Raw genomic sequence first — 24,437 nt, forward strand, 5'->3', positions numbered from 1 at the left:
CGAATAACCTCAACTCTGCGCCGCCACTTCTCAAACACTCGGCAAGTAGCTCTTTCATGTTACTGGGCGCTGTCCAGAGCAGACTTCATTAGCATGAACTTTACGCGGGTCTGTTCATTGATGAGGTATTCAGACTTGCGGTGTTTTACCACAAGGTCATAAAACAAGTCCGCGTCCTGCTCTGACCCGGAGTAATTGTTTACTGCAGAGTCGACCTCACGTTTAACGTGTTTTGCGTCTCTGACAAGTCTATCTCTAAGGCTGTCGAAAAAGTTCATGTGAGGTGCCTTTCTGGGTGTGTAACCCTTTATGGCTTTTATTTCGAAATGGTTCCATGTGTTGCGTCTTATATGTTAAGAAATATGTCCCCGTCGTCCGTTGTCGAAGGGCTTTCATCGTTGCTCATGACGGCCTTGACCATAGAGATCCAGTCAATCCGGAAATCTCCCTCATCGGTATTCAATAACAGCGTTTGAGGCTCGATCGAGTTTGCTGCGCGCAGCGACCAGTGATGACTACCGCTGCTGTCTAGGCATCGCCTCACCGTCTCGAGGTCATGTGGATTACAAAGTAATGTCGCCTTGATTGCAGGGATTTGGCACGCCAGCAACTGCTTGATCAGGGCTCCGATACGTTGAGGTGGGGACGTTTGCTCAAGCAAAAGGTGAATAGCCTGGTTGGCAATTGAAGTGGCGCATCGTTCGAGGTTTTCAAAGAGGACCTGACGCTCTGCTTCCCAGCGTTTGAGTTGGGCATCGGCACGCTGCCATATTTCAAACCCTGCTTGTTCAAGCAAGTGTTCCCGTTGTTCGTGTGCTTCCCTCAGCAATTGTCTGGCACCAGCCTTTGCCTGCTCTATCACATCACTGGCCTGGGTATAACTGGCCAGGGTTTCACCGGAAATCAGGCTTCCCGGGAGAGGCGGCGTAGCGCCAGGCGAGTTGATCGTACGTCGACATAGCATCGTTAATCTCCTTGCGGCTGCGGCCATGACTCGCAAGCACTGCTGTTAAGGTTCAGCGTGCCTATACGCCACACCACGGCGTGCCAGAGGGTATCGAGCCGACTGTGCGATCCATTGAGCGCCAGTGGCATTTCTTCCAGATCAAGCACGCGTCGGCGTGCAAAGCGTAGCCTTATCCGTTGCCAGGCGGCAGGTGGGATCCAAGCGCGCAACAACTGCAACGGATCCTTATCCGGTTGCACAATATCCAGGCATAGCGCCTTGGACAGGCTGTTACACCACAGAAGATGGTGCTCATCCAATGCTGCTGCGTAGCTGGGCCGGCAGATACCGTCGATCAGTGCCAGCCCCAGCTCAAGTTGCTCGCATGAGGCAATTGCCAATTGGAGTAAGGCGGGGTCAGGCATTGTCGGCAGGCAGGGAGTAATACCGTAATGTGTACCCGTTGCGACTAGCCCGCGGCGATGAATGTCTACAAGCGCCGCATGGGTATGCGTGCTTTTCCAGTCTGCGTGCGCATACAACCAGGGGGCTGCCCACCATCGGGCCCATGCGAGGTTACTCATTGTTTGAATGAGCGGGCATGTCAGGGGACCGCGCGTGCGTTTGAGCGTGCAAGACAGGTTCGGGCGTGGCTCGCTGTTTTCGCTTCTGCCAGAACAGGGTGGCCGACACCATAAGCGCCAGGACCAATAGCGAGACCGTCACGCTGGCTCGCCAAAAACCAAGGTCGTCGCCTGGGACCAGAAACGGCCCGAAGTAAACCAGGCTTTGTTGTTCCGTATAAGCTGTCGCTGGCACGAATACCACGGTCAGTTTCTGCGGATTATCGAGCGCCGTGGCCATGCCGGGTATGCTACTGGCAACCAGCCTGCGCACACGGGCCCTGATATTGTCGGGGTCAAGCCGCGGATCATGTTTGATAAACACCGACGCGGAGGCCGGTTGGACAGGCTCGCCCGGCGCCACTCGCTCAGGCAGTACCACATGGACCCTGGCCACGATGACCCCATCAATGTTCGATAAGGTGGTTTCCAACTCCTGGGACAGGGCGTAGATGTAGCGTGCTCGTTCTTCCAGCGGCGTCGAGATGACGCCTTCTTTACGAAAAGTGTCCCCCAACGTAGCGCGTGCTGCCCGGGGTAGTCCAACGGCCTCCAGCGTTCGTACGGCCCTTGCAATATCGATGGCATTGACTACCACGACAACGCCGTCTTTGGCGGGAACCTTGCTCGCACGAATATGTTTGTCCGCCAGTTCTGCTACAACTTCGTTGGCCTCTTGTTCCGTTAATTGCCGGTGGAGTTCGACACGTTCACTGCAGCCACTTAGCATGAGTGTGAAAGACAGGGTTAATGCAGTAAACAACGTGCGCGTCATGTTGACCTACTGGAGGTTGCTGATTTTATCAATGCACTGCGCGGTTTTACCAACACACTTCGTCAACATTAGCTGAAGCAATAATGCGTCGGAGAGTTGGCCTGGGTATTTTCGGGCCTCGTCAAGTTTGTCTGTGCTGCCGAGTGCACGCAAACTTTTGGACATGCGTTCAGTTACACCGGTTAGCTTGCCTGCGGTGTCGGTCAACAGGTTTTTTGGCGTTGGCTGATCAACTGTCGGGCTCGTATAGGCAGATGGCGTCATGGCCGAATTGAAAAAGTTCACATCTGTGCTTGAGGCGAACACTTCTTCTGTTCTGTAGGCGCCCGGCAGTCTGGCGTCAGCAGGCTTTATAACTTCTATCATCATGCAGCCCCGTGGTTGAGTAGTTGCCAATGCGGTGTTGATAGTCGGTAATGGAGTCTGCACTTAAATGGCCCTCCCGGCAGAGGCTGCCGGAAAGGCCAGATACGTTCAGGCGGTTACAAACGCAGGGCGTCGACAGCCGATTTGATACCACTGGTATTGGCGTTCTCTGCCGCTTTGAACGCGTTTTTTACACCGTCTGCGCGTTTCTTGCGTTCAGAGGCTTCCAAGCCAGCGTCGGCATCCTGCGCAGACATACCGCCACTGCCACCGCCAAAACCGCCCGCATAAGGTGAATAGGAAGATCCACTAGGAATAGTCATATCATTTTCTCCGTAGATAACGTTATTTTTACTGGGGTCAGCAATACGCTAAAAAATGTTTGTATAACCGTAGTGCCTTTCCATCATTTAAGTGGTTCAAGAGATTTTTGCGTTCCATGGGGTTCCGAGCGGAATGTTTCAAAAAATGTAAGTTGATAGCGGTATAGGTCGTGGCGATTCTCAGCTCAGCGAAACGCCCAGATGCTTCATCCGGTGGTAGAGCGTTCTTTTGGCTACTCCTAGTTCTATCGCCACACTGTCGACACAGCGGTCGTTTTGACGAAGAGACTCCTCAATCAGCGATTTCTCCATCTGATGCAAGCGGGCCTTCAGGCTCATTTCCCGTTCCTGGCGCGTTATCACCGTTGCTGAGAGCGGTGGCAGGCCCAGTACAAAACGCTTCGCCGTAGAACGTAACTCGCGCACATTGCCCTTCCAGGAATGACACAGCAACTGTTGTAACAACCACTTGCCGGGACGGGGCGGAGCAGGGAGTTTGAAGTGCTCAGCCTCATGCTCAATCATGTCGAGGAACATCGGTATAATTCGCTCTCGCCGCTCCCGTAAAGCCGGAAGATGAATGCTGACAACATTCAAGCGAAAGTACAGGTCTCGCCGGAAGGTACCTTGCTCGACCATGTCGTGCAGCGCGTGCTGAGCAGAGGCGATCACTCGCATGTCCACTGGTATGAATCGGGTCGAGCCCAAACGCTCAACCCCGCGAGACTCCAATACCCGTAGCAGCTTGGCTTGCAGCGTCAGTGGCATGCTGTCGATTTCATCGAGGTATAAGGTGCCCAAGTGTGCCGCTTCAACGAAGCCGGCTCGAGATTGCATGGCGCCCGTGTAGGCGCCGCTGTTGACGCCGAACAACTGGCTTTCGGCAAGGCTTTCCGGGATGGCCGCACAGTTGACCGCAACGAAGTTTCCTTTGCGGCGTGACAGGTGGTGAATACGTTGTGCCAGTGTATCTTTACCGGTACCTGTTTCTCCCATCAGCAGAATATCTATATCGAGAGCGGCTGTGCTGTTAACAGTCGTTTCGATGTTCGGGCAATCAGAAAAAGTTATATCTGTTATAGGTTTATTCTGACTGAGCGTCGACATAAATGCTTTGGTCCATTGCGGTAGCCACTCGATAAGGGCTGTCTCCATTAGCGTTAGTTAAACAGGATTTTTTTGGCTTGTCATGATCCTGTTAAAGCAGCAGGCAAAATGAAAAGTATGAATGCTCAAGCGATAAAGGATTTCAAGTGAAGATTAGAAGTGTCAGGCAAGTTGGGTGTAAGAGAAATCCTGAATTAATAGCGATTAATTTTAAATGGCGAGTTTTTTAACGAGGGATAACAGTTAATGTGCGGCGAGCGTTTGAAGTTAAAACGTATCAGCAGATGTCATGCTTGCAAAGTTTGTTTCTTCATAGGAAGTATTTTATTTGCGCGGCGCTCTAACGCCCACAAAAAAGCCGATGCAATGCATCGGCTCATTTTTGCGGCGTCAAAAACCGCAGGCAATTCTTACACGTTGAAACGGAAGTGCATCACATCACCATCCTTGACGATGTATTCCTTACCTTCAAGACGCCATTTACCGGCTTCCTTTGCACCCGCTTCGCCCTTGTACTGGATGAAGTCGTTGTAGGCGATCACTTCAGCGCGGATAAAGCCTTTTTCGAAGTCGGTGTGGATCACGCCGGCGGCCTGTGGCGCGGTGGCGCCAACCTTGACGGTCCAGGCGCGGACTTCTTCGACACCGGCGGTGAAGTAGGTCTGCAGGTGCAGCATTTCGTAGCCGGCGCGGATCACGCGGTTCAGGCCAGGCTCTTCCAGGCCCAGGGCCTCGAGGAACATGTCTTTTTCTTCGCCGTCATCCAGCTCTGCGATTTCCGCTTCGATCTTGTTGCACACGGGGACCACGATCGCGCCTTCTTCGTCGGCGATGGCCTTGACCACGTCCAGCAGCGGGTTGTTCTCAAAGCCGTCTTCAGCGACGTTGGCGATGTACATCACAGGCTTGGTGGTGAGCAGGTGGAAACCCTTGATCACGGCTTTTTCGTCGGTGCTCATGTTCTTCATGAGGCTGCGCGCCGGCTTGCCTTCGGTGAAGTGAGCGATCAACTGCTCCAGCAGGCCTTTCTGGACTACTGCGTCCTTGTCACCGCCCTTGGCGTTGCGCGCGACTTTCTGCAGTTGTTTCTCGCAGCTGTCGAGGTCGGCGAAGATCAGTTCCAGGTCGATGATCTCGATGTCACGCTTGGGGTCAACGCTGTTGGAGACGTGAATCACGTTCTCGTCTTCAAAGCAGCGGACCACGTGGGCGATGGCATCGGTCTCACGGATGTTGGCCAGGAACTTGTTGCCCAGGCCTTCACCTTTCGAGGCGCCCGCTACCAGGCCGGCGATGTCGACGAATTCCATGGTAGTCGGCAGGATGCGCTTGGGATTGACGATGGCCGCCAGTGCAGCCAGGCGTGGGTCGGGCATGGCCACGATGCCGCTGTTGGGCTCGATGGTACAGAAGGGGAAGTTCTCCGCTGCAATACCGGACTTGGTCAGGGCGTTGAACAGGGTGGATTTGCCGACGTTGGGCAGGCCGACGATGCCGCAATTGAATCCCATGGTGTTTCCCCTCGGTAAAAGTCAGGCCTTCTGGCTGTGCAGGTTTTTCATCGCACGGTTCCATTCACCGGCGAAGATATCCGGCAGCACGCCGAGGGCAAAGTCGATGCTGGCATCGAGTTTTTCCTGTTCGGCGCGTGGCGCACGACCCAGGACGAAATTTGAAACCATACTGGCAACGCCTGGGTGGCCAATGCCGAGCCGCAGACGGTAGAAGTTATTCTGATTCCCCAACTGCGCGATGATGTCGCGCAGGCCATTGTGCCCGCCATGCCCGCCGCCCAGCTTGAGCTTGGCAACGCCGGGTGGCAGGTCCAGTTCGTCATGGGCCACCAGGATTTCCTCGGGTTTGATCCGGAAGAACCCCGCAAGCGCCGCGACAGCCTGGCCGCTGCGGTTCATGTAGGTGGTGGGAATCAGCAGACGAACATCCTGACCCTGGTGCGAGAAGCGCCCGGTCAGGCCAAAATATTTGCGATCGGCCACAAGATTGATGCCTTGGGCGTGGGCGATGCGCTCAACAAAAAGGGCCCCCGCGTTATGCCGGGTCTGTTCGTATTCGGCGCCTGGATTTCCCAGGCCAACGATCAGTTTAATGGCGGTCACGACAGGGGCCCTTCCTTTGGAGTTGTGGATAACATCGCTGCAACCAACGTGCGGCGAAAGTGGACGACAGGAGCTCACTTATCCAGAGATAAACTTCGCGTTATCGCCCGCTTTCTCGCTACGTTTCGGTCCGCGATGTTTCCTCAAGCTCCGACGCTGCACAGAGCATTACTCGGCAGCGGTTTCGCCTGCTTCATCTTCTGCTACAACACGTGGCGCGTGGACGTTGGCAACAGCCTTGTCGTCGTTGTGAGCCAGTGCAACGAACTCAACGCCTTTAGGGGTCTTGAGGTCGGACAGGTGAATGATGGTGCCGATTTCAGCAGCCGACAGGTCGACTTCGATGAACTCAGGCAGGTCTTTCGGCAGGCAGCTTACTTCCAGCTCGGTAGTAGTGTGGGAAACAACGCCACCTTTCTTGACCGGAGCTTCTTCACCAACAAAGTGCACTGGAACGATGGCGGTCAGTTTCTGACCGGCAATAACGCGTACAAAGTCAGCATGCAGCACGTGGCCTTTGGCCGGGTGACGTTGCAGGGCTTTGATGATCACGTTCTGCTTGGTGCCACCGACGTTCAGTTCGATAACGTGGCTGTAGGCAGCATCGTTTTCGAGCAGTTTGGCAACTTCTTTAGCCAGCATGCTGATGGATTCAGGGGCTTTGTCGCCACCGTAAACTACAGCTGGAACCAGGCTTGCGAGACGACGCAGGCGGCGGCTCGCACCTTTCCCCAGGTCGGAACGCACTTCAGCATTCAGAGTAAAATCGTTCATGTTGTATCTCCAAAATAACCACATTCGCCCCAGCGTTTGCGACCAGCGCTAAAGGCGATATGGGCAAAAAAGCCCCGCCCCAGCGGAATGCTGGGGCGGGGCGCTTTTCGTCAGTGAAATGGTCCGCAGGTTTGACCCTTAGCGGAACATCGCGCTGATCGATTCTTCGTTGCTGATGCGGCGAACCGCTTCGGCAACTACCGGTGCGATATCCAGTTGACGGATACGCGAACAGGCTTGAGCTGCAGCGGACAACGGGATGGTGTTGGTCACCACCAGTTCGTCCAGCATGGAGTTCTCGATGTTCTCGATCGCTCGGCCCGACAGCACAGGGTGTGTGCAGTAGGCGAAGACTTTTGCGGCACCGTGCTCTTTCAAGGCTTTCGCCGCGTGGCACAGGGTGCCGGCGGTGTCGACCATGTCATCAACCAGAATACAGGTACGCCCTTCGACATCACCGATGATATGCATCACTTCAGAGTGATTGGCTTTCTCGCGGCGTTTGTCGATGATACCGAGGTCCACGCCCAGGGATTTGGCGACAGCCCGTGCACGCACGACACCACCAATGTCCGGGGACACGATCATCAGGTTTTCAAAGCGTTGGTCTTCGATGTCATCCACCAGGACGGGGGAGCCGTAGATGTTATCTACTGGAATATCGAAGAACCCCTGGATTTGGTCAGCGTGCAGGTCAACCGTGAGAACACGGTCGATACCTACCACGGTCAGCATGTCAGCAACGACTTTCGCGCTGATGGCCACACGTGCGGAGCGCGGACGGCGATCCTGACGGGCATAACCAAAATAAGGGATTACAGCTGTGATTCGAGTCGCTGAGGAGCGGCGGAAGGCATCAGCCATCACGACGAGTTCCATCAGGTTATCGTTGGTCGGAGCGCAGGTCGGCTGAATAATGAAGACGTCTTTACCGCGAACGTTTTCATTGATCTCGGCAGTAATTTCGCCGTCGGAGAATTTACCGACAGAGATGTCACCGAGAGGGATATGCAGCTGACGTACGACACGTCGAGCCAGATCGGGGTTGGCATTCCCCGTAAAGACCATCATCTTGGACACGCGCAGTACCTAGAGGCTGAGGGTAACCTGGATGAGTATTAGAAAATGGCAGGGGCGGCTGGATTCGAACCAACGCATGGCAGGATCAAAACCTGCTGCCTTACCGCTTGGCGACGCCCCTGTATCTGTTGCAACGAGTGCCTAACACTCGATTCCTTTTAGAGCAGATTTTGCAGCTTGCGATGCAACATCGAAACGTTGCTTCCTTTTGCTACAAACCCTGTAAGGGTCTCTGTAAGAAGGGCCGAGACTTTATCAGCTTCAGCTTTGCTTGGGAAGCCCCCAAACACACAACTTCCAGTTCCGGTTAATTTTGCTTCGGTAAATTTACCTAACAAATTCAAAGCGTTACGTACTTCTGGATAACGCCTTGCTACAACCGGTAAGCAGTCATTTCGACTGTTTCCCTTGGGAACGGGGCGCACTTTAATGGGAGAAGAGTTACGTGTCAACAACGGATCTGAAAAAATTTCTGCTGTACTTACAGATACTTGCGGCACCAGCACGAGATACCACGGCTCTTCGGGCTCCACGGGGGTCAGTTTCTCCCCCACACCCTCGGCAAATGCGGCATGCCCATGCACGAAAACCGGGACGTCGGCGCCGAGTGTGAGGCCCAGTACGGCCAGGCGATCAAGGTCCCAGCCCAGTTGCCACAAGTGGTTGAGCCCGAGCAGGGTGGTCGCGGCATTTGAACTGCCGCCACCGATACCGCCGCCCATGGGCAGGATCTTATCGATCCAGATATCGATGCCGAGTGGGCAGCCGGATTGCTGCTGAAGTTTCTTCGCGGCCTTCACGATCAGGTTGCTGTCGTGGGGCACGCCTTCGAACGCGGTGTGCAGCTTGATCACGCCATCGTCACGCACGGCGAAGGTCAGTTCATCGCCGTAGTCGAGAAATTGAAACAGCGTCTGCAACTCGTGGTAGCCGTCTTCACGACGGCCCAGGATGTGCAGCATCAGGTTGAGTTTGGCGGGAGAGGGCAGCGTCAGTGTTGCGACAGTCACGTTATTGCCCCAATTTACGTGGTTGCCAGTCCTTGATCACCAGCGTGACGTCAAGGTCGGTGCCGTGCAGTTTGATGCGCTCGGGCAGCCAGTAGCCGTTCTGCTGCACGTAGCTCAGGTACTCGACCTGCCAGCCGTTCTGCTCCAGGGAAGCCAGGCGACTGTCGCCATTGAGGCTCAGGCGGCTTTTGCTTTCCGGCGCGGGCAGGCCGCGCACCCACCAGACCAGGTGTGATACGGGCAGCTTCCAGCCGATCTGCTGCTCCAGCAGTTCTTCCGGGGAGGTCGCTTCGTAGCGGCCCTGGTTGGCCACTTCAAGGCTGACTTGTCCCGGCCGGCCGGTCAGGCGAGCGGCACCGCGACCCAGCGGGCCTGAAAGACGAATATCGTAGTAATCCTGGCGTTGCAGCCAGAACAAGGTGCCGCTGCCGGAATCTTTCGGCGCGCGTACTCCGACCTTGCCTTCGATCTGCCAGCCGTCAATGCTGCTGAGCTGGTCCTTGTGCTGTTGCCATTGTGCCGGGTTGCCCTGGCCTTCAACGGATTCGCGGTTGCCTACACCCGCGCAACCGGCGAGCAGGGCGATGAAACTGAAAACGATAACGTGGCGCAAGAACATAAGCTTATAGGGTCTCGGATCCGGTCAGGCGCTTGATGGTGCCGCGCAGGATGGGGCTTTCGGGTTGTTCCTTGAGGAATTTTTCCCAGATTTGTTGCGCTTCGCGTTGCTTGCCGTTGGCCCACAGCACTTCGCCCAGGTGGGCGGCTACCTCTTGGTCGGGGAAGCGCTCCAGCGCCTGGCGCAGCAGGCGCTCGGCCTCGTCGAGGTTGCCCAGGCGATAGTTGACCCAGCCCAGGCTGTCGAGCACGGCCGGGTCTTCCGGGTTGAGCTTGTGGGCCTGTTCGATCAGCACCTTGGCTTCGGCGTAGCGCGTTGTGCGGTCGGACAAGGTGTAGCCCAGGGCGTTGAGGGCCATGGCGTTGTCCGGGTCGCGCTTGATGATCAGGCGCAGGTCTTTTTCCATCTGCGCCAGATCGTTGCGTTTTTCTGCCTGCATGGCGCGGGTGTAGAGCAGGTTGAGGTCGTCGGGGTATTGCAGCAACGCTTGTTGCAACAATTTCCAGGCGCGTTCGCCCTGGTTGTTGGCCGACAAGGTCTCGGCCTGGATCAGATACAGCTGGATCGCGTAGTCCGGTTCGGCATCGCGGGCCGCGGCCAGGCGTTTCTCCGCTTCGTCGGTACGACCGTTGCTCATCAGAATATCGGCCTGGCGCAACTGGGCCGGCAGGTAATCATTGCCCGGGCCGACCTGGGCGTACTCGAGCAAGGCCGCTTGCGGGTCGTTGCGTTCCTCAGCGATGCGGCCCAGGTTCAGGTGCGCCGAGTCCACATGGCTTTCGCGCGCGACCAGCTCTTCCAGATAACCCTTGGCCTCGTCCCAGGCCTTGGCTTCCAGGCACACCAGCGCGAGGGAATAGCGCAGTTCGTCATCGTCCGGGTATTGCTGGACCAGATTGGCGAACTGCACCTTGGCGTCCTCCATGCGGTCCTGCTCAACCAGCATCCGCGCGTAAGTCAGGCGCAGGCGTTTGTCGTCCGGATATTTCTTGATGCTTTTTTCCAGCAGTGGAATCGCTTCCTTGCCGCGGTTGAGGTTCTGCAGCAGGCGGGCACGTAGCAGGATCGGTGCAATCTGACCGTCTTCCGGCGGGTTCTGCTCCAGCAGCTTGAGGGCGGCGTCGGCTTCATCGTCCTGCTGCAGCAGCAAGGCTTTGCCAAAAATCAGCTGGCTGTTCTTCGGGTGTTTTTGCAGCAGGCGGTCGAAGCTCTTCATCAGGCCATTGCGCGTGTCCTGATCGGTATCGGCGGCTGACAGCGCAAGGAAGTCAAAATGCGTGTCGCCTTTGCCTTGCAAGACTTTTTCCATGTAGACCATGGAATCGTCATAGCGCCCGGCGCGTGCCAACTGCACAGCTGCCGCCCGTTGGGCTTCCAGGTCGTCCGGGGCGTTTTTTGCCCAGATCAGCGAGGCGTCCAGCGCGGCCTGGTCGGCGCCCAGGTACTCGGCGATGCGAAACGCGCGTTCCGAGATACCGGGGTCCTGGGTATTGATGGCCTGGGTCACGTAGTTATCCAGGGCAATATCGAAGCGATTGCGCTGGCCGGCCAGTTCTGCGGTCAGCAGGCTGTAGACCGTTTCTTCGCTGAACGAGGAATAAACCTTGGGCTTTTCAGGGGCGGGGGTGCTGTCTTCCACCGGCGCTGTAGCGTCCGGCGACACGGGTGCCATGGCCTGGCAGCCGCTGAGGAAGACAAAAGCAAGGAGCAACGCGGAAGATCTATTCATATAGGAAGAGGACGACTAACCTGCGGTCGGATCATCATGACACAAGCCTTCGGCCAAACATAACCGAGTCTCAATGGATGCCTTTATAGGCACAACGTATAGGGACAATAGACGACGGTGGTTGTTCTGGATCTTTCGAAGTAGGACAATTGTCGGCTTCCCGACATCATCAGCGATAGTGAATGGCCTTTCTCGCACTCGGTATTAACCACAAGACTGCCTCGGTAGACGTGCGCGAGCGCGTAGCGTTTACGCCAGAGCAGTTGGTTGAGGCCTTGCAGCAGCTCTGCCGGCTTACCGACAGCCGCGAAGCTGCAATCCTTTCGACCTGCAATCGCAGTGAGCTTTATATAGAGCAGGAACACCTGTCTGCCGATGTTGTGCTGCGCTGGCTGGCCGATTACCACCATTTGAGCCTCGATGACCTGCGCGCCAGTGCCTACGTGCACGAAGACGATGCGGCCGTTCGTCACATGATGCGCGTGGCGGCCGGTCTCGATTCGCTGGTGCTGGGCGAACCGCAGATTCTTGGCCAGATGAAATCAGCCTATGCCGTGGCCCGCGAGGCCGGCACGGTCGGCCCGCTGCTGGGCCGCCTGTTCCAGGCCACCTTCAATTCCGCCAAGCAGGTGCGCACCGACACGGCCATTGGCGAGAACCCGGTATCCGTGGCGTTTGCCGCCGTCAGCCTGGCCAAGCAGATTTTCAGCGACTTGCAGCGCAGCCAGGCGTTGCTGATCGGTGCCGGCGAAACCATTACCCTGGTCGCGCGTCACCTGCACGAACTGGGTGTGAAGCGCATTGTGGTGGCCAACCGCACCCTTGAGCGCGCCAGCATCCTCGCCGAGCAGTTCGGTGCGCATGCCGTGCTGCTGTCGGACATCCCGGCTGAGCTGGTGCGCAGTGACATCGTCATCAGCTCCACCGCCAGTCAGTTGCCGATCCTGGGCAAAGGCGCGGTCGAGAGCGCGTTGAAGCTGCGCAAGCACAAACCGATCTTTATGGTGGATATCGCCGTTCCCCGGGATATCGAACCAGAAGTCGGCGAGTTGGACGACGTTTACCTCTACAGCGTCGATGATCTGCACGAAGTGGTCGCCGAAAACCTCAAGAGTCGCCAGGGCGCCGCCCAGGCCGCTGAGGAAATGGTCAGCACCGGCGCTGAAGATTTCATGGTGCGCCTGCGTGAACTGGCGGCGGTGGATGTGCTCAAGGCGTATCGTCAGCAGGGCGAACGCCTGCGCGATGAGGAGCTGATCAAAGCCCAGCGTTCGTTGGCCAATGGCAGCAGCGCCGAAGAGGTGTTGATGCAGCTGGCCCGTGGCCTGACCAACAAGCTGCTCCACGCCCCCAGCGTACAGCTTAAAAAATTGACTGCCGAAGGCCGCCTTGATGCGCTGGCCATGGCCCAGGAACTCTTTGCCCTCGGTGAGGGCGCGTCAGACAGCTCTTCGGATAAAAAACCGCAATGAAAGCGTCACTGCTCAATAAACTGGATGTGCTCCAGGACCGTTTCGAAGAACTGACCGCCTTGCTCGGCGATGGCGAGATCATTGCCGATCAAACCAAGTTCCGTGCCTATTCCAAGGAATACGCCGAAGTCGAGCCCATTGTGGCCACCTACACGCACCTGCTCAAAGTGCAGGCCGACCTCGAGGGCGCCCAGGCGCTGCTCAAGGACAGCGACCCGGACATGCGCGAAATGGCCGTGGAAGAAGTGCGCGAGGCCAAGGAAAAGCTCGTCGAGCTGGAAGGCGATCTGCAACGCATGTTGCTGCCCAAAGACCCTAATGACGGGCGCAACGTGTTCCTCGAAATCCGCGCCGGCACCGGTGGCGACGAGGCGGCGATTTTCTCCGGCGACCTGTTCCGCATGTACTCGCGTTACGCCGAGCGTCGCGGCTGGCGCGTGGAAATCCTCTCCGAGAACGAAGGTGAGCACGGCGGCTATAAGGAAGTCATCGCGCGGGTCGAGGGCGATAACGTCTACGGCAAGCTGAAGTTCGAATCCGGCGTGCACCGTGTGCAGCGTGTTCCGGCGACCGAGTCCCAGGGCCGTATCCATACCTCGGCGTGCACTGTGGCGGTATTGCCCGAGCCGGACGAGCAGGAAGCGATCGAGATCAACCCGGCGGACTTGCGCGTCGACACCTACCGCTCCTCGGGCGCGGGCGGCCAGCACGTCAACAAGACCGACTCGGCGATCCGCATTACTCACTTGCCGTCCGGCATTGTGGTGGAATGCCAGGAAGAACGTTCCCAGCACAAGAACCGTGCGCGGGCGATGTCCTGGCTGTCGGCCAAGCTCAATGACCAGCAGACCAGCGCCGCCGCCAACGCGATTGCCAGCGAGCGCAAGCTGCTGGTGGGGTCGGGCGACCGCTCCGAGCGCATCCGCACCTATAACTTTGCCCAGGGCCGGGTCACCGACCACCGAGTCAACCTCACCCTGTATTCCCTGGATGAAATTCTCGCCGGTGGCGTCGATGCCGTGATCGAGCCGCTGCTCGCCGAATACCAAGCCGATCAATTGGCGGCGATAGGTGAATAAATGACCATCATCGCCAGCCTGTTGCGTGCCGCCGACCTGCCCGACTCGCCCACCGCGCGCCTGGATGCCGAATTGCTGCTGGCCGCTGCGTTGGGCAAGTCCCGCAGCTACCTGCACACCTGGCCGGAAAAGATCGTCAGCAGCGAGCACGCCCTGACCTTTGCCGGCTACCTGCAACGCCGTCGCGGCGGTGAGCCGGTGGCCTATATCCTCGGCCAGCAAGGCTTCTGGAAGCTGGACCTGGAGGTCGCCCCTCACACGCTGATTCCGCGTCCGGATACTGAACTGCTGGTGGAAACCGCCCTGGAATTGTTGCCGGCCACGCCCGCGCAGGTCCTGGATTTGGGCACCGGCAGCGGCGCCATCGCCCTGGCGCTGGCCAGCGAACGGCCGATGTGGCAGGTCACCGCCGTCGACCGCGTGCTCGAAGCGGTGGCTTTGGCCGAGCGCAATCGCCAGCGGTTGCACCTCAATAACGCCGTGGTGCTCACTAGCCATTGGTTCGGCGCGTTGCAAGGCCACACCTTTGACCTGATCATCAGCAACCCGCCGTATATCGCCGCCAACGATCCACACCTGGCAGCCGGCGATGTGCGCTTCGAGCCGGCCAGTGCGCTGGTGGCCGGCGATGACGGGCTGGACGACCTGCGCCTGATCATCAAACAGGCCCCGGCCCACTTGAATCCCGGTGGCCGCCTGTTGCTGGAGCATGGTTACGACCAGGCCTCGGCCGTGCGCGAGCTATTGCTCAGTGAAGGCTTTGAAGAGGTGCACAGCCGCATCGACCTCGGCGGCCATGAACGCATCACCTTGGGACGCCGCCCGTGCTGAGCGACCAGGAGCTGTTGCGCTACAGCCGACAGATTCTGTTGCAGCATGTGGACATCGACGGCCAGTTGCGCTTGAAAAACAGCCGCGCGTTGATCGTCGGCCTGGGCGGGCTGGGTGCGCCGGTTGCGCTGTACCTGGCCGCCGCTGGCGTAGGTGAGTTGCATCTGGCGGATTTCGACACGGTCGACCTGACCAACCTGCAGCGCCAGATCATCCACGATACCGACAGCGTGGGGCAGGCCAAGGTCGATTCGGCCATGGGGCGGCTGAGCGCCCTCAACCCCGAGGTCGCGCTGCTCGCCCACCGTTCCGCGCTGGATGCCGATTCGTTGGCGGCAGCCGTCGCTGCCGTCGACGTGGTGCTTGATTGCAGCGACAACTTTTCCACTCGCGAGGCGGTTAACGCGGCCTGTGTGATGGCCGGCAAACCCTTGATCAGTGGCGCGGCGATTCGCCTTGAGGGGCAGTTGTCGGTCTTCGACCCACGTCGCCCCGAAAGCCCGTGCTACCACTGCTTATACGGGCATGGCAGCGACACCGAACTGACCTGCAGTGAAGCCGGCGTGGTCGGCCCTCTGGTGGGGCTGGTCGGCAGCCTGCAAGCGTTGGAAGCGTTGAAGCTGCTGGCCGGGTTCGGCGAACCGTTGGTGGGGCGCTTGTTGCTGATCGACGCGTTGACCACGCGCTTTCGTGAGTTGCGCGTCAAACGCGACCCTGGTTGCAGCGTGTGCGGGACGCAACATGGTTAACGACGCGCCCATCGGTGTGTTCGATTCCGGGGTCGGCGGCTTGTCGGTACTGGAGGAAATCCAGCAGTTGTTACCCCAGGAGTCACTGTTGTACGTGGCCGATTGCGGGCACATCCCCTATGGCGAGAAAACCCCGGCCTTCATCCGCGAACGCTCGCGCCGGGTCGCCGAGTTTTTTCGCGGGCAGGGGGCCAAGGCGTTTGTGATTGCCTGTAACACCGCGACGGTCGCCGCTGTTGCCGATTTGCGCCAGGACTACCCCGACTGGCCCCTGGTCGGCATGGAGCCTGCGGTAAAACCGGCGGCTGCCGCGACGCGCAGCGGGGTGGTCGGCGTGCTGGCCACCACCGGCACCCTGCAAAGCGCCAAGTTCGCCGCCTTGCTCGACCGCTTCGCCAACGACGTGCGGGTAATTACCCAACCCTGTCCGGGCCTGGTAGAGCTGATTGAAACCGGCGATCTGGACAGCCCGGCGCTGCGCCAGTTATTGCAGGGCTACCTCGAACCGCTGCTCAGCGCTGGCTGCGACACCATCATCCTCGGCTGTACCCACTACCCTTTCCTCAAGCCACTGCTGGCGCAGATGCTGCCCCCGAGCATCATCCTGATCGACACCGGCGCCGCCGTCGCGCGCCAGCTCAAGCGCTTACTGGGCGAACGCGACTTGCTGGCCAGCGGCGCATCGGCCTCTTCACCGCTGCCTGCGCAGTTCTGGACCAGCGGCGATGTGTATCACCTAAGAAATATCCTACCGACACTTTGGAAACATCCTGGAGTTGTGCGAAGCTTCGCCTCGTGAAAATTTCGTGAAATCTCGCTGAACTTCTGGCTCTACGTCAGCTTCTATAGCGAGATGGCCTGTAAATAACCAACAACTTCGTTCGCAAAGGTAGTTTCTATGAAGCGCTTGTTCTGTATGGCTGCTATTGCGGCTGTGATGGTGGGACACTCTATTACCACCCAGGCCGCCGGCCTGGAGTTCGGGCTGGGCAGCACCAGCGATTCAACGCTGACCTACCGTCTGGGCCTGACCTCGGATTGGGACAAAAGCTGGATGCAGAGCAATGTCGGTCGCCTGACAGGCTACTGGAGCGGCGCTTACACGTATTGGGAAGGTGATGACCGTGCAGGCGCCAGCAGCCTGTCGTTCTCGCCGGTGTTTGTGTATGAGTTTGCCGGCGAGTCGGTCAAACCCTACATCGAGGCCGGGATCGGCGTGGCGTTGTTCTCCCGCACCCAACTGGAAGACAACAACATCGGCCAGTCCTTCCAGTTCGAAGACCGCCTGGGTTTCGGCCTGCGGTTTGCCGGCGGGCATGAAGTGGGCATTCGCGCCACGCATTATTCCAACGCCGGAATCAGCAGCAACAACGATGGGGTAGAGAGCTACGCGCTGCACTACACCATGCCGTTGTAAAGACACAGCAAATCCATGTGGGAGGGGGCTTGCTCCCGATAGCGTCATGTCAGTCACTCTTAATTTGACTGACAGGCCGCTATCGGGAGCAAGCCCCCTCCCACATTTGGATCCCTACGCATTTCAGTATCAGCGATAGACCGTAGCAATACCTGCACGCTCTTCCAGGCACTCCGGCGCCCCCATCTCGAATTCCCGGCATATCAACGGCCGAAGCTCATAGATCGTGCACATCATCGTGTTCCGGTCCAGCGCCGCACACCAGCCGTCATCCAGGCGCAGCATCACTTCGCCGCCCCAGTCGTCGGTATCGATATAGCGCTGCGGCACGCCGGTGTCGGTGATCAGCATGACTTCCAACTGGCAACAGCAGGCCGCACACGTCGAGCAGGTGACGGCGGGTTCGGTGATTTGAATGTGAGGGATGTTGGTCATAGGCGCGCAGTGTAAGCCAAGCAGGCCATGGGTGTAGGAATGCGCGACGGACGTCAGTGAGCCAACCGCTGCATGCCGACGAACACGGCGGCCCAAAGTACCGCCAGCCCGGCCATCGTCGGCCCCAGTCCATAGCCAAACTGCACGCCAGCCAATTGGCTGCCGGCGTAATACGACAACGGCCCACCCACCGCGCCCAACAGGGCGGCACGCCACCAGGGCCGGGCGCTCCAGGCCAGGCAATGGCGCAGGGTGGTGGCCAGTAATGCCCACAGCAGCATCAACCAGAACGGAATCAACGGCCCCGGTTCGCTGAAGTGGAATACCCCCAGGGTGCGCAACAGCGTGTCGAGCAGCGTGCCGGCGAGCGTCACGCCGATGATCAACACCCCGTCATCCGCCAGCGGGCTTATCCACAGCAGGTTGATCACCAGTACCGCCAACCCCACCAGCAACCACAGGCTGTCGCCGCCGAGCACACAGGCAAACCAGCCGCATTGGAACAACGCGGCATTCGCCAGGGATTTAAGCACTGAAGCGCCCGAGCAACGGCGGGTTGATTGCCGCTGGCTTGGCCAGCAGTAACTGCGCGGTGCCAATCGTGCGCTCCATGAAGCCGCCCTCGCAGTAGCACAGGTAGAACTCCCACAAGCGCAGGAAGTACTCGTCGTAGCCAAGCTCCGCGAGGCGGCCATGGGCACGGCGAAAGTTCTCATGCCACAGGCGCAGGGTTCGTGCGTAGTGCAGGCCGAAATCTTCCATGTGCAGCAGGTTCATGTCGGTGTCGCGGCAGACGATCTGCAGCATGTTCTGCACACTGGGCAGGGCGCCGCCGGGAAAGATGTAGCGTTGAATGAAGTCGACGCTGTGCTTGGCCTGCTCAAAGCGTTGTTCGCGGATGGTGATGGCTTGCAGCAGCATCAGGCCGTCGGGTTTGAGCAAATGCGCACACTGCTTGAAATACGTGGCCAGGAAGCGATGGCCTACCGCTTCGATCATTTCGATGGACACCAGCTTGTCGTACTCACCCGTGAGGTCGCGGTAGTCCTGCAGCAGCACCGTCACCTGACTGTGCAGGCCCGCCGCCGCGATGCGCTGCGCGGTGTAGGCAAACTGCTCTTTGGACAAGGTGGTCGTGGTGACCTTGCAACCATAATGCTGCGCCGCGTACAGCGCCATGCTGCCCCAGCCGGTGCCGATTTCCAGCAGGTGGTCAGTGGGCTTGAGCGACAGTTTCTGGCAGATGCGTTCCAGCTTGTTCAGTTGCGCCTGTTCCAGGGTGTCGTCGGCGCTGAGAAATTGCGCTGCCGAATACATCATGGTCGGGTCGAGAAACGCCTCGAACAGGTCGTTGCCCAGGTCGTAATGGGCCGCGATGTTTTTCTGCGAGCCCTTGCGTGTGTTGCGGTTGAGCCAGTGCAGGCCCTGGGTGAACGGCCGCGCCAGGCGGGCCAGGCCACCTTCCATCGCATCAAGCACGTCGAGGTTGCTGACCATCACCCGCACCACGGCGGTCAGGTCCGGGCTGCTCCAATAACCGTGGATAAATGCCTCGCCGGCGCCGATAGAGCCGTTGGCGGCCACCAGGCCCCACACCGCCGAATCCAGGATCTGGATTTCCCCCAGCAGGTGCGCTTCCCGTGCGCCGAACACTTGTCGCTCGCCGTCCTCGACGATCACCAATTGCCCATGGCGCAATTGGCTGAGTTGACGCAACACGCCTTTGCGCAACAGCGCAGCGCTGATGCCATTGACGTTCAGGCGATTGGCCTTGACCGATAAGCTAGGGGATTTCATGGCGGCGGTCCTTGGTATACCCGACTGCGGTGCTGGAGACGCCATCGGCGGCTCGGTGGGGGAAAATCGGTGTGCGTTTGAGCAGCAGGCGCAGGGCCTGCCAGTAAATCGCGAGGCAAGTCTTGGCGGTCATCCAGGGAAAGCGCCATAGATAGCGATGCAGGCTGGCGCGGGTCAGGGCCTCTTTTTGCAGGCTCAAGGTGGCGTCGAAGACTTTATGCGCGCCTTGCCAATCGGCCATGTGCACGCCGAGCCGGGCGGCCGGCGGGCTGAAGCTCATGCGGTATTCCAGGTCGCGCGGCAGGAAGGGCGATACATGGAACGCCTTGGCCACGGCGAAGTGCTGATGCTCATCGGCGCCCATTACCTGGGCCGGCAACACGTAGTGATAGCGCTCGCGCCACGGTGTGTTGGTGACTTCACACAGGATCGCCGCCAGTTGCCCGTCGGCCTCGTAGCAATAGAAGAAACTCACCGGGTTGAACGCCAGGCCCCAGCTGCGAGCCTGGGTCAGCAGGCAGATAGCGCCCTGCGGGGTGCGCCCCAGGGCCTTGCCGACTTCACCGCGCACCGCGTCGCTCAAGCTCATGCCGTGGCGCGTGAATGGGCGCAGGTAGTCCTGCTGGCGAAAGCCGAACGGCGCCAGGCGGCTCACGCCGGCCAGGGGGGAGAGCGCGAGCACCGCGTCCTCTTCGCTGAGGTCCAGGTACAGCAGGCCGATGCGGTAGCGAAAGGCATGGGCCTTGGGCGTAAACCGACGATGGGCGATCCAGCCGCTGTACAAGGCGCTGTTCACAGGGTTTCCCCAAAGGCCTGGGCCACGCGCAGGGCGCTGACCACGCCGTCTTCATGGAAACCGTTGGCCCAGTAGGCGCCGCAGTAGAACGTGTTGCGCGCGCCATGCAATTCTTCCCAGCGCGCTTGCGCGGCCACCGCTGCCAGGCTGTATTGCGGATGGGCATAGGTGTAGCGCGCCAGGATCTTCAGCGGATCGATCATCGACGTCTGGTTGAGGCTCACGCAAAAGGTGGTGGCGCTGTCGATGCCTTGCAGGATGTTCATGTCGTAGGTGACAGCGGCCTGATGCTGCTGACTGCCGCTCAGCCGGTAGTTCCAACTGGCCCAGGCCAGCTTGCGGTCGGGCAGCAGTCGGGTGTCGGTGTGCAGCACCACGTCATTGTCGGCATAGGGCAGGGCGCCAAGGATTTGCTGTTCGGCCAGGCTGGGGTCGGCGAGCAATGCCAGGGCCTGGTCACTGTGGCAGGCGAAGACCACACGATCGAACGTCTCGCTGCCGGCCGCGCTGTGGATAACCACGCCGTCGTCGGTGCGTTGCACGTTATGCACAGGGCAGTTGAGGCGCACGTGATCGCGGAAACTGCGGGCCAGCGGTTCGATATAACAGCTGGAGCCGCCTTCAATCACGCACCATTGCGGGCGATTGCTCACCGACAGCAAACCGTGGTTCTTGAAGAAACGCACGAAGAACTGCAAGGGAAACTTGAGCATGTCGGCCAAAGACATCGACCAGATCGCCGCGCCCATCGGCACGATGTAGTGGCGAATAAAGCGCGGGCCATAACCGCCGGCGTCGAGATAATCACCCAGGGTCATGTCGGCGCTGATGCGCTGCGCTTGCAGGTCCTGCGGCGCCTGGCGATTGAAGCGCAGAATATCGCGCAGCATGCCCCAGAACCCTGGCGACAGCATGTTGCTACGTTGGGCAAACAGGCTGTTGAGGTTATTGCCGTTGTATTCGAACCCTGCGCTCTGGTCACACACCGAGAAACTCATCTCGGTGGGTTTGAACCTGACGCCGATCTGCCCCAGCAGGCGGATGAAATTGGGATAGGTCCAGTCGTTGAACACAATAAAGCCGGTGTCCACCGCATAGCATTGGCCTTCGACCGTCACGTTGGCCGTATGGGTATGCCCGCCGAGGCAGTCACCCGCCTCGAACAGCGTGATGTCGTGGCGCCGACTGAGCAGGTAGGCGCTGGTCAGCCCGGCGATACCGCTGCCGATAATGGCGATCTTCACAGGTCGTCCTTGTGCGGCGGCGGGCTGCGCAACATGCGTTTGCCGATGATCAGTTGGGCCCGGTTAGGCAGCTTCGACAGCGGCCACAAGGTGGCGATGAACATGGCCGGAAAGGCGATCTCCAGCGGGCGCTTTTCCAGTTTGGCGAAGATGTGCTTCGCCGCCTTGTCGGCCGACCAGCTCAACGGCATGGGGAAATCATTGCGTTCGGTCAGTGGCGTGTCGACAAACCCCGGGCTGATCACCGTGACGTCGATGTTCTCGGGCGACAGGCTGATGCGCAGGGATTCGAACAAGTAGCGCAGCCCCGCTTTCGAGGCACCGTAGGCTTCGGCACGTGGCATGGGCAGGTAGGTCACGGCGCTGGCCACGCCCACCAGGTGCGGCGTACGCCCGGCACGCAACAGCGGCAGCGCGGCTTCGACGCAATAACTGCTGGCCAGCAGGTTGGTGCGCACCACGTGTTCGACAATCGACGCATCGAACTGCCGGGCGTCGACGTACTCACAGGTGCCGGCGTTGAGGATCACCGTATCCAGCGAGCCCCAGGCTTCGCCGATTCGTTCACCGATTTCGCGTACGGTTTGGCTGTTGGTCAAGTCGCCGGCCACCACCAGCACCTGCCCCGGATAACGCTGGGCGAGTGCTGCCAATGGGCCTTTGGTGCGCGAGCTGAGCGCCACATGGGCGCCGCTGTTGAGCAGCTCCACGGCCAGCGCGGCGCCGATGCCACTGCTGGCGCCGGTCAACCAATAACGACGGGGCGGTGTCAGGCTCATCCCATTCTCCTCTCTGGACGCGTGGGCAGGCTGCGAAAGGCGGCAAGGGCGCGCTCGCGGGAGTGTTTCAGGTCGACAATGGCGCGCGGGTAATCGGCGATGCCGAACAAACCGCCGGCGGCTTGCGGGTTGTGCACGTCCTTCTTGTTCAGCGCGGCCAGCTCCGGCAGCCAGTGCTTGATGAACAGGCCTTCGCTGTCGAATTTTTCCGACTGGCTCAACGGGCTGAAAATCCGGAAATACGGCGCCGAATCGGTGCCCGTCGACGAACTCCACTGCCAGCCGCCGTTGTTGGCCGCCAAGTCGCCGTCGATCAGGTGCCGCATGAAGAAGCGCTCGCCCTCGCGCCAGTCGATCAGCAGGTTCTTGGTCAGGAACATCGCCACCACCATGCGCAGGCGGTTGTGCATCCAGCCGGTTTCCAGCAGTTGGCGCATGGCCGCGTCGATAATCGGCAAACCGGTGCGCGCTTGCTGCCAGGCGGCCAGGTCCTCGGGCGCGTTGCGCCAGGCCACGGCTTCGGTTTCGGGGCGGAACGCACGATGGCGCGAGACCCGTGGGTAACCCACCAGGATGTGTTTGTAGAACTCACGCCACAGCAGTTCGTTGATCCAGGTAATCGTGCCGATGTCGCCGCTTTCGAACTCGCCCTGGTTGGACTGCAACGCCGCGTGCAGGCACTGGCGTGGTGACACGACTCCGGCGGCCAGGTAGGCGGACAGCTGGCTGGTGCCGGGCTTGGCGGGAAAGTCGCGCTCGTCTTTGTAATAGCTGATTTGCTCGTCTGCAAATGCGTCGAGGCGGCGGCGCGCTTCGTCTTCACCGGCGGGCCACAGGGCACGCAAGGTTTCACTGGGTGGCGCGAACCCTTCAACGCGGGTGGGGATGACGTCGCTTTTCACGTCGAGCCTGGCCTGGGCCTTGGGGCTTGCCACCAGGCGCGGCAAGGCACTGTGCAGGCGGGTGTAACACACCTTGCGGAACTGGCTGAATACCTGGAAGTAGGTGCCGGACTGGGTCAGCACGCTGCCCGGCTGGAAAAACAGCTGGTCCAGGTAACGCTGGAAGGTCACGCCCTGGGCTTCCAACGCCTGGGCCACGGCGGCGTCGCGCCGGCTCTCGTGGATACCGTATTCGTCGTTGACGTGCACCGATTGCACCTTGAGCTCCCGACACAGCTGGCTCAATACGCCGGGCGCCTGGTCCCAGGTGTCGGCGTGACGGATCAACAGCGGGATGTTCAGGGCTGCCAGCGCCTGGCTCAGCGCTTGCAGGTTGCGCAGCCAGAAGTCGACCTTGCAGGGCGCGTCATCGTGGGCCAGCCATTGTTGCGGCGTGATCAGGTAAACCGCCGCGACCGGGCCTCGCTGGCTTGCGGCAGCCAGGGCGGTGTTGTCGTGAAGGCGCAGGTCGGTGCGCAGCCAGATCAAGTGCATTTAGACAATTCCACGCTGGAGCAATATCTGATGGGCCGACAACGGGTCTTCGGCGACGAACACGTCGGGGAGGTCATGGGTGAGTGCGGCCAACTCGGCGTGGTGGATGCACACCGTGGGGCCGGCAATCAGTATCGGGCAACCAACGCCGGCCAGCAGTTTGGTGAGTGCCGGGACCTGCAGCGCTTTGCTTGAATACAGCAGCACCGCGCGCGGTTGCAGGTGTTCTACCGCCAGGGCCAGTTCGCCAGCGGGCAGCGGCCAATCGAACACTTCCACCGGGCAGTCGGCGCTGCTGGCCAGCCAGGCGCTGAGCCACAAGTGCGGTTCCAGGGGTAAGTCGGAGTGGTTGACCAGCAGCAACGGGGCGCCGTGGAGTTGACGATTGTTGTGGTAAATCCGCGCGCCAAACTTGCTGCGCAGCCAGGACAGGAAAAACACCCGCTCCATCTGCGCGCCGAATTGACCCTGCCATTTCTGTTCAAGCTCGCTGAGCAGCGGCAGCATCAACTGCTCGCACAAGGTACGCGGTGGGTAGAGCGCCATGGCTTGGTTAAAAGCATCGTCGACCCGGCGCTCGGCCAATTCGCCGATGGCATTGACCAAGGTTTGACGCAGGGCGTGCCATTCGTTTTCCATCGGCTCGGGGTTGGCCTGGGCGGAGTCGATCAGGCCTTTTACCTGGCTGACCGGCACGCCCCGATTGAGCCAGGTGAGGATGGCGTGGATGCGTTGCACATGTTCGGCGCTGAACAACCGGTGCCCTTTGGGCGTGCGCTGGGGCACGATCAGGCCGTAGCGGCGTTCCCAGGCGCGCAGGGTCACGGCGTTGACGCCGGTCTGGCGCGCCACCTCGCGGATCGGTAACCAGCCATTTTTCAGGGCTTGGGCGATGTCTTCGCCGGTTTCGCCTTGCAGGGCAACGTTCATGGC

At 59.6% G+C, this 24,437-nt stretch carries 27 protein-coding genes and 1 tRNA gene; 6 read left to right on the forward strand and 22 right to left on the reverse strand.

The window, feature by feature from the left end:
* Window positions 1–346: 346 nt before the first annotated feature.
* The 14 genes from sctL to C4J88_RS03560 form a co-directional block, all read right to left on the reverse strand.
* Window positions 347–964 carry a type III secretion system stator protein SctL gene (gene sctL / locus C4J88_RS03495; protein ID WP_124406232.1) on the reverse strand — a complete coding sequence of 206 codons (618 nt, stop codon included), beginning with the start codon at window positions 962–964 and terminating at the stop codon, window positions 347–349.
* A gap of 2 nt (window positions 965–966) precedes the next feature.
* Window positions 967–1,371, reverse strand: coding sequence for a type III secretion protein (locus C4J88_RS03500; RefSeq protein ID WP_256657451.1), 405 nt, complete (start codon window positions 1,369–1,371; stop codon window positions 967–969).
* Between the two features lie 151 nt (window positions 1,372–1,522).
* Window positions 1,523–2,344, reverse strand: coding sequence for a type III secretion system inner membrane ring lipoprotein SctJ (gene sctJ / locus C4J88_RS03505; protein WP_124369510.1), 822 nt, complete (start codon window positions 2,342–2,344; stop codon window positions 1,523–1,525).
* 6 nt (window positions 2,345–2,350) lie between these two features.
* Window positions 2,351–2,773 (reverse strand): EscI/YscI/HrpB family type III secretion system inner rod protein, encoded by a 423-nt coding sequence (locus tag C4J88_RS27590; RefSeq protein WP_256657452.1) that lies wholly within the window; start codon window positions 2,771–2,773, stop codon window positions 2,351–2,353.
* 53 nt (window positions 2,774–2,826) lie between these two features.
* The gene (locus tag C4J88_RS03515) at window positions 2,827–3,033 is read right to left on the reverse strand and encodes a hypothetical protein (RefSeq protein ID WP_124365748.1); all 207 of its coding nucleotides are present in this window, start codon (window positions 3,031–3,033) and stop codon (window positions 2,827–2,829) included.
* A 180-nt stretch (window positions 3,034–3,213) separates the two neighbouring features.
* Window positions 3,214–4,140: a sigma 54-interacting transcriptional regulator gene (locus C4J88_RS03520; RefSeq protein WP_124365749.1), complete on the reverse strand. Its 927-nt coding sequence runs from the start codon at window positions 4,138–4,140 to the stop codon at window positions 3,214–3,216.
* A 410-nt stretch (window positions 4,141–4,550) separates the two neighbouring features.
* A complete protein-coding gene (gene ychF / locus C4J88_RS03525) occupies window positions 4,551–5,651 on the reverse strand; it encodes a redox-regulated ATPase YchF (protein ID WP_057725888.1) in 1,101 nt (366 codons plus the stop codon).
* Window positions 5,652–5,672: 21 nt separating this feature from the next.
* Window positions 5,673–6,257, reverse strand: coding sequence for an aminoacyl-tRNA hydrolase (gene pth / locus C4J88_RS03530; protein ID WP_003188350.1), 585 nt, complete (start codon window positions 6,255–6,257; stop codon window positions 5,673–5,675).
* Between the two features lie 168 nt (window positions 6,258–6,425).
* The gene (locus C4J88_RS03535) at window positions 6,426–7,031 is read right to left on the reverse strand and encodes a 50S ribosomal protein L25/general stress protein Ctc (protein WP_124406233.1); all 606 of its coding nucleotides are present in this window, start codon (window positions 7,029–7,031) and stop codon (window positions 6,426–6,428) included.
* A gap of 138 nt (window positions 7,032–7,169) precedes the next feature.
* Entirely contained in the window at window positions 7,170–8,111 is a 942-nt protein-coding gene (locus C4J88_RS03540; protein WP_003208392.1) for a ribose-phosphate pyrophosphokinase, read from the reverse strand.
* A gap of 46 nt (window positions 8,112–8,157) precedes the next feature.
* Window positions 8,158–8,232: transfer RNA gene (locus C4J88_RS03545), tRNA-Gln, on the reverse strand.
* Between the two features lie 37 nt (window positions 8,233–8,269).
* A complete protein-coding gene (ispE, locus tag C4J88_RS03550) occupies window positions 8,270–9,073 on the reverse strand; it encodes a 4-(cytidine 5'-diphospho)-2-C-methyl-D-erythritol kinase (protein WP_256657489.1) in 804 nt (267 codons plus the stop codon).
* A 49-nt stretch (window positions 9,074–9,122) separates the two neighbouring features.
* Window positions 9,123–9,740 carry a lipoprotein insertase outer membrane protein LolB gene (lolB, locus tag C4J88_RS03555; RefSeq protein ID WP_124406234.1) on the reverse strand — a complete coding sequence of 206 codons (618 nt, stop codon included), beginning with the start codon at window positions 9,738–9,740 and terminating at the stop codon, window positions 9,123–9,125.
* Window positions 9,741–9,744: 4 nt separating this feature from the next.
* The gene (locus C4J88_RS03560) at window positions 9,745–11,469 is read right to left on the reverse strand and encodes a tetratricopeptide repeat protein (protein WP_124406235.1); all 1,725 of its coding nucleotides are present in this window, start codon (window positions 11,467–11,469) and stop codon (window positions 9,745–9,747) included.
* Between the two features lie 182 nt (window positions 11,470–11,651).
* Here C4J88_RS03560 and hemA point away from each other — a divergent pair, with 182 nt between their 5' ends.
* From hemA to C4J88_RS03590, 6 genes are all read left to right on the forward strand, one after another.
* Window positions 11,652–12,941 carry a glutamyl-tRNA reductase gene (gene hemA, locus C4J88_RS03565; protein ID WP_124369513.1) on the forward strand — a complete coding sequence of 430 codons (1,290 nt, stop codon included), beginning with the start codon at window positions 11,652–11,654 and terminating at the stop codon, window positions 12,939–12,941.
* Window positions 12,938–14,020, forward strand: coding sequence for a peptide chain release factor 1 (prfA, locus tag C4J88_RS03570; RefSeq protein WP_124369514.1), 1,083 nt, complete (start codon window positions 12,938–12,940; stop codon window positions 14,018–14,020). The genes hemA and prfA overlap by 4 nt, the downstream gene beginning before the upstream one ends.
* Window positions 14,021–14,851 carry a peptide chain release factor N(5)-glutamine methyltransferase gene (gene prmC / locus C4J88_RS03575; RefSeq protein WP_124406236.1) on the forward strand — a complete coding sequence of 277 codons (831 nt, stop codon included), beginning with the start codon at window positions 14,021–14,023 and terminating at the stop codon, window positions 14,849–14,851.
* A complete protein-coding gene (locus tag C4J88_RS03580) occupies window positions 14,845–15,600 on the forward strand; it encodes a molybdopterin-synthase adenylyltransferase MoeB (RefSeq protein WP_124365753.1) in 756 nt (251 codons plus the stop codon). Before prmC ends, C4J88_RS03580 begins: the two co-directional genes overlap by 7 nt.
* Complete coding sequence (gene murI, locus C4J88_RS03585; protein ID WP_124406237.1) at window positions 15,593–16,399, forward strand: glutamate racemase; 807 nt, start codon at window positions 15,593–15,595, stop codon at window positions 16,397–16,399. Before C4J88_RS03580 ends, murI begins: the two co-directional genes overlap by 8 nt.
* A 99-nt stretch (window positions 16,400–16,498) precedes the next feature.
* Window positions 16,499–17,017, forward strand: a complete 519-nt coding sequence (locus C4J88_RS03590) for an acyloxyacyl hydrolase (protein ID WP_065891717.1) — start codon at window positions 16,499–16,501, stop codon at window positions 17,015–17,017.
* A 129-nt stretch (window positions 17,018–17,146) separates the two neighbouring features.
* Here the strand turns inward: C4J88_RS03590 and C4J88_RS03595 are convergent, their stop codons facing one another.
* The 8 genes from C4J88_RS03595 to C4J88_RS03630 are packed head-to-tail and all read right to left on the reverse strand — an operon-like array spanning window position 17,147 to window position 24,434.
* Window positions 17,147–17,452 (reverse strand): YkgJ family cysteine cluster protein, encoded by a 306-nt coding sequence (locus C4J88_RS03595; protein ID WP_124361204.1) that lies wholly within the window; start codon window positions 17,450–17,452, stop codon window positions 17,147–17,149.
* A 53-nt stretch (window positions 17,453–17,505) separates the two neighbouring features.
* A complete protein-coding gene (locus C4J88_RS03600) occupies window positions 17,506–17,985 on the reverse strand; it encodes a DUF2878 domain-containing protein (RefSeq protein WP_124361205.1) in 480 nt (159 codons plus the stop codon).
* Window positions 17,978–19,249, reverse strand: coding sequence for a cyclopropane-fatty-acyl-phospholipid synthase family protein (locus tag C4J88_RS03605; protein ID WP_124406238.1), 1,272 nt, complete (start codon window positions 19,247–19,249; stop codon window positions 17,978–17,980). The genes C4J88_RS03600 and C4J88_RS03605 overlap by 8 nt, the downstream gene beginning before the upstream one ends.
* Window positions 19,236–20,045: a DUF1365 domain-containing protein gene (locus C4J88_RS03610; RefSeq protein ID WP_124406239.1), complete on the reverse strand. Its 810-nt coding sequence runs from the start codon at window positions 20,043–20,045 to the stop codon at window positions 19,236–19,238. Before C4J88_RS03610 ends, C4J88_RS03605 begins: the two co-directional genes overlap by 14 nt.
* Window positions 20,042–21,289 (reverse strand): NAD(P)/FAD-dependent oxidoreductase, encoded by a 1,248-nt coding sequence (locus tag C4J88_RS03615; RefSeq protein ID WP_124406240.1) that lies wholly within the window; start codon window positions 21,287–21,289, stop codon window positions 20,042–20,044. Before C4J88_RS03615 ends, C4J88_RS03610 begins: the two co-directional genes overlap by 4 nt.
* On the reverse strand, window positions 21,286–22,068 hold the full coding sequence (locus C4J88_RS03620) for an SDR family oxidoreductase (protein WP_124406241.1): 783 nt from the start codon (window positions 22,066–22,068) through the stop codon (window positions 21,286–21,288). Before C4J88_RS03620 ends, C4J88_RS03615 begins: the two co-directional genes overlap by 4 nt.
* Window positions 22,065–23,504 carry a deoxyribodipyrimidine photo-lyase gene (gene phrB / locus C4J88_RS03625; protein ID WP_124369523.1) on the reverse strand — a complete coding sequence of 480 codons (1,440 nt, stop codon included), beginning with the start codon at window positions 23,502–23,504 and terminating at the stop codon, window positions 22,065–22,067. The genes C4J88_RS03620 and phrB overlap by 4 nt, the downstream gene beginning before the upstream one ends.
* Entirely contained in the window at window positions 23,505–24,434 is a 930-nt protein-coding gene (locus C4J88_RS03630; RefSeq protein ID WP_124406242.1) for a MerR family transcriptional regulator, read from the reverse strand. It lies immediately after the preceding gene.
* Window positions 24,435–24,437 lie beyond the last annotated feature (3 nt).

It is taken from the genome of Pseudomonas sp. R4-39-08 (genome assembly GCF_003852275.1).
GTDB lineage: Bacteria > Pseudomonadota > Gammaproteobacteria > Pseudomonadales > Pseudomonadaceae > Aquipseudomonas.

What these genes read in the sequence shown, in the direction of transcription:
- C4J88_RS03590 (WP_065891717.1), top strand. Translation starts at nt 16,499, where the DNA reads ATGAAGCGCTTGTTCTGTATGGCTGCTATTGCGGCTGTGATGGTGGGA.
- murI (WP_124406237.1), top strand. Translation starts at nt 15,593, where the DNA reads ATGGTTAACGACGCGCCCATCGGTGTGTTCGATTCCGGGGTCGGCGGC.
- C4J88_RS03560 (WP_124406235.1), bottom strand. Translation starts at nt 11,469, where the DNA reads ATGAATAGATCTTCCGCGTTGCTCCTTGCTTTTGTCTTCCTCAGCGGC.
- C4J88_RS03630 (WP_124406242.1), bottom strand. Translation starts at nt 24,434, where the DNA reads ATGAACGTTGCCCTGCAAGGCGAAACCGGCGAAGACATCGCCCAAGCC.
- prfA (WP_124369514.1), top strand. Translation starts at nt 12,938, where the DNA reads ATGAAAGCGTCACTGCTCAATAAACTGGATGTGCTCCAGGACCGTTTC.
- C4J88_RS03520 (WP_124365749.1), bottom strand. Translation starts at nt 4,140, where the DNA reads ATGTCGACGCTCAGTCAGAATAAACCTATAACAGATATAACTTTTTCT.
- ispE (WP_256657489.1), bottom strand. Translation starts at nt 9,073, where the DNA reads ATGCTGCACATCCTGGGCCGTCGTGAAGACGGCTACCACGAGTTGCAG.
- lolB (WP_124406234.1), bottom strand. Translation starts at nt 9,740, where the DNA reads ATGTTCTTGCGCCACGTTATCGTTTTCAGTTTCATCGCCCTGCTCGCC.
- sctL (WP_124406232.1), bottom strand. Translation starts at nt 964, where the DNA reads ATGCTATGTCGACGTACGATCAACTCGCCTGGCGCTACGCCGCCTCTC.
- C4J88_RS03535 (WP_124406233.1), bottom strand. Translation starts at nt 7,031, where the DNA reads ATGAACGATTTTACTCTGAATGCTGAAGTGCGTTCCGACCTGGGGAAA.
- sctJ (WP_124369510.1), bottom strand. Translation starts at nt 2,344, where the DNA reads ATGACGCGCACGTTGTTTACTGCATTAACCCTGTCTTTCACACTCATG.
- C4J88_RS03595 (WP_124361204.1), bottom strand. Translation starts at nt 17,452, where the DNA reads ATGACCAACATCCCTCACATTCAAATCACCGAACCCGCCGTCACCTGC.
- C4J88_RS03500 (WP_256657451.1), bottom strand. Translation starts at nt 1,371, where the DNA reads ATGCCTGACCCCGCCTTACTCCAATTGGCAATTGCCTCATGCGAGCAA.
- prmC (WP_124406236.1), top strand. Translation starts at nt 14,021, where the DNA reads ATGACCATCATCGCCAGCCTGTTGCGTGCCGCCGACCTGCCCGACTCG.
- C4J88_RS03515 (WP_124365748.1), bottom strand. Translation starts at nt 3,033, where the DNA reads ATGACTATTCCTAGTGGATCTTCCTATTCACCTTATGCGGGCGGTTTT.
- C4J88_RS03605 (WP_124406238.1), bottom strand. Translation starts at nt 19,249, where the DNA reads ATGAAATCCCCTAGCTTATCGGTCAAGGCCAATCGCCTGAACGTCAAT.
- hemA (WP_124369513.1), top strand. Translation starts at nt 11,652, where the DNA reads ATGGCCTTTCTCGCACTCGGTATTAACCACAAGACTGCCTCGGTAGAC.
- phrB (WP_124369523.1), bottom strand. Translation starts at nt 23,504, where the DNA reads ATGCACTTGATCTGGCTGCGCACCGACCTGCGCCTTCACGACAACACC.
- C4J88_RS03620 (WP_124406241.1), bottom strand. Translation starts at nt 22,068, where the DNA reads ATGAGCCTGACACCGCCCCGTCGTTATTGGTTGACCGGCGCCAGCAGT.
- ychF (WP_057725888.1), bottom strand. Translation starts at nt 5,651, where the DNA reads ATGGGATTCAATTGCGGCATCGTCGGCCTGCCCAACGTCGGCAAATCC.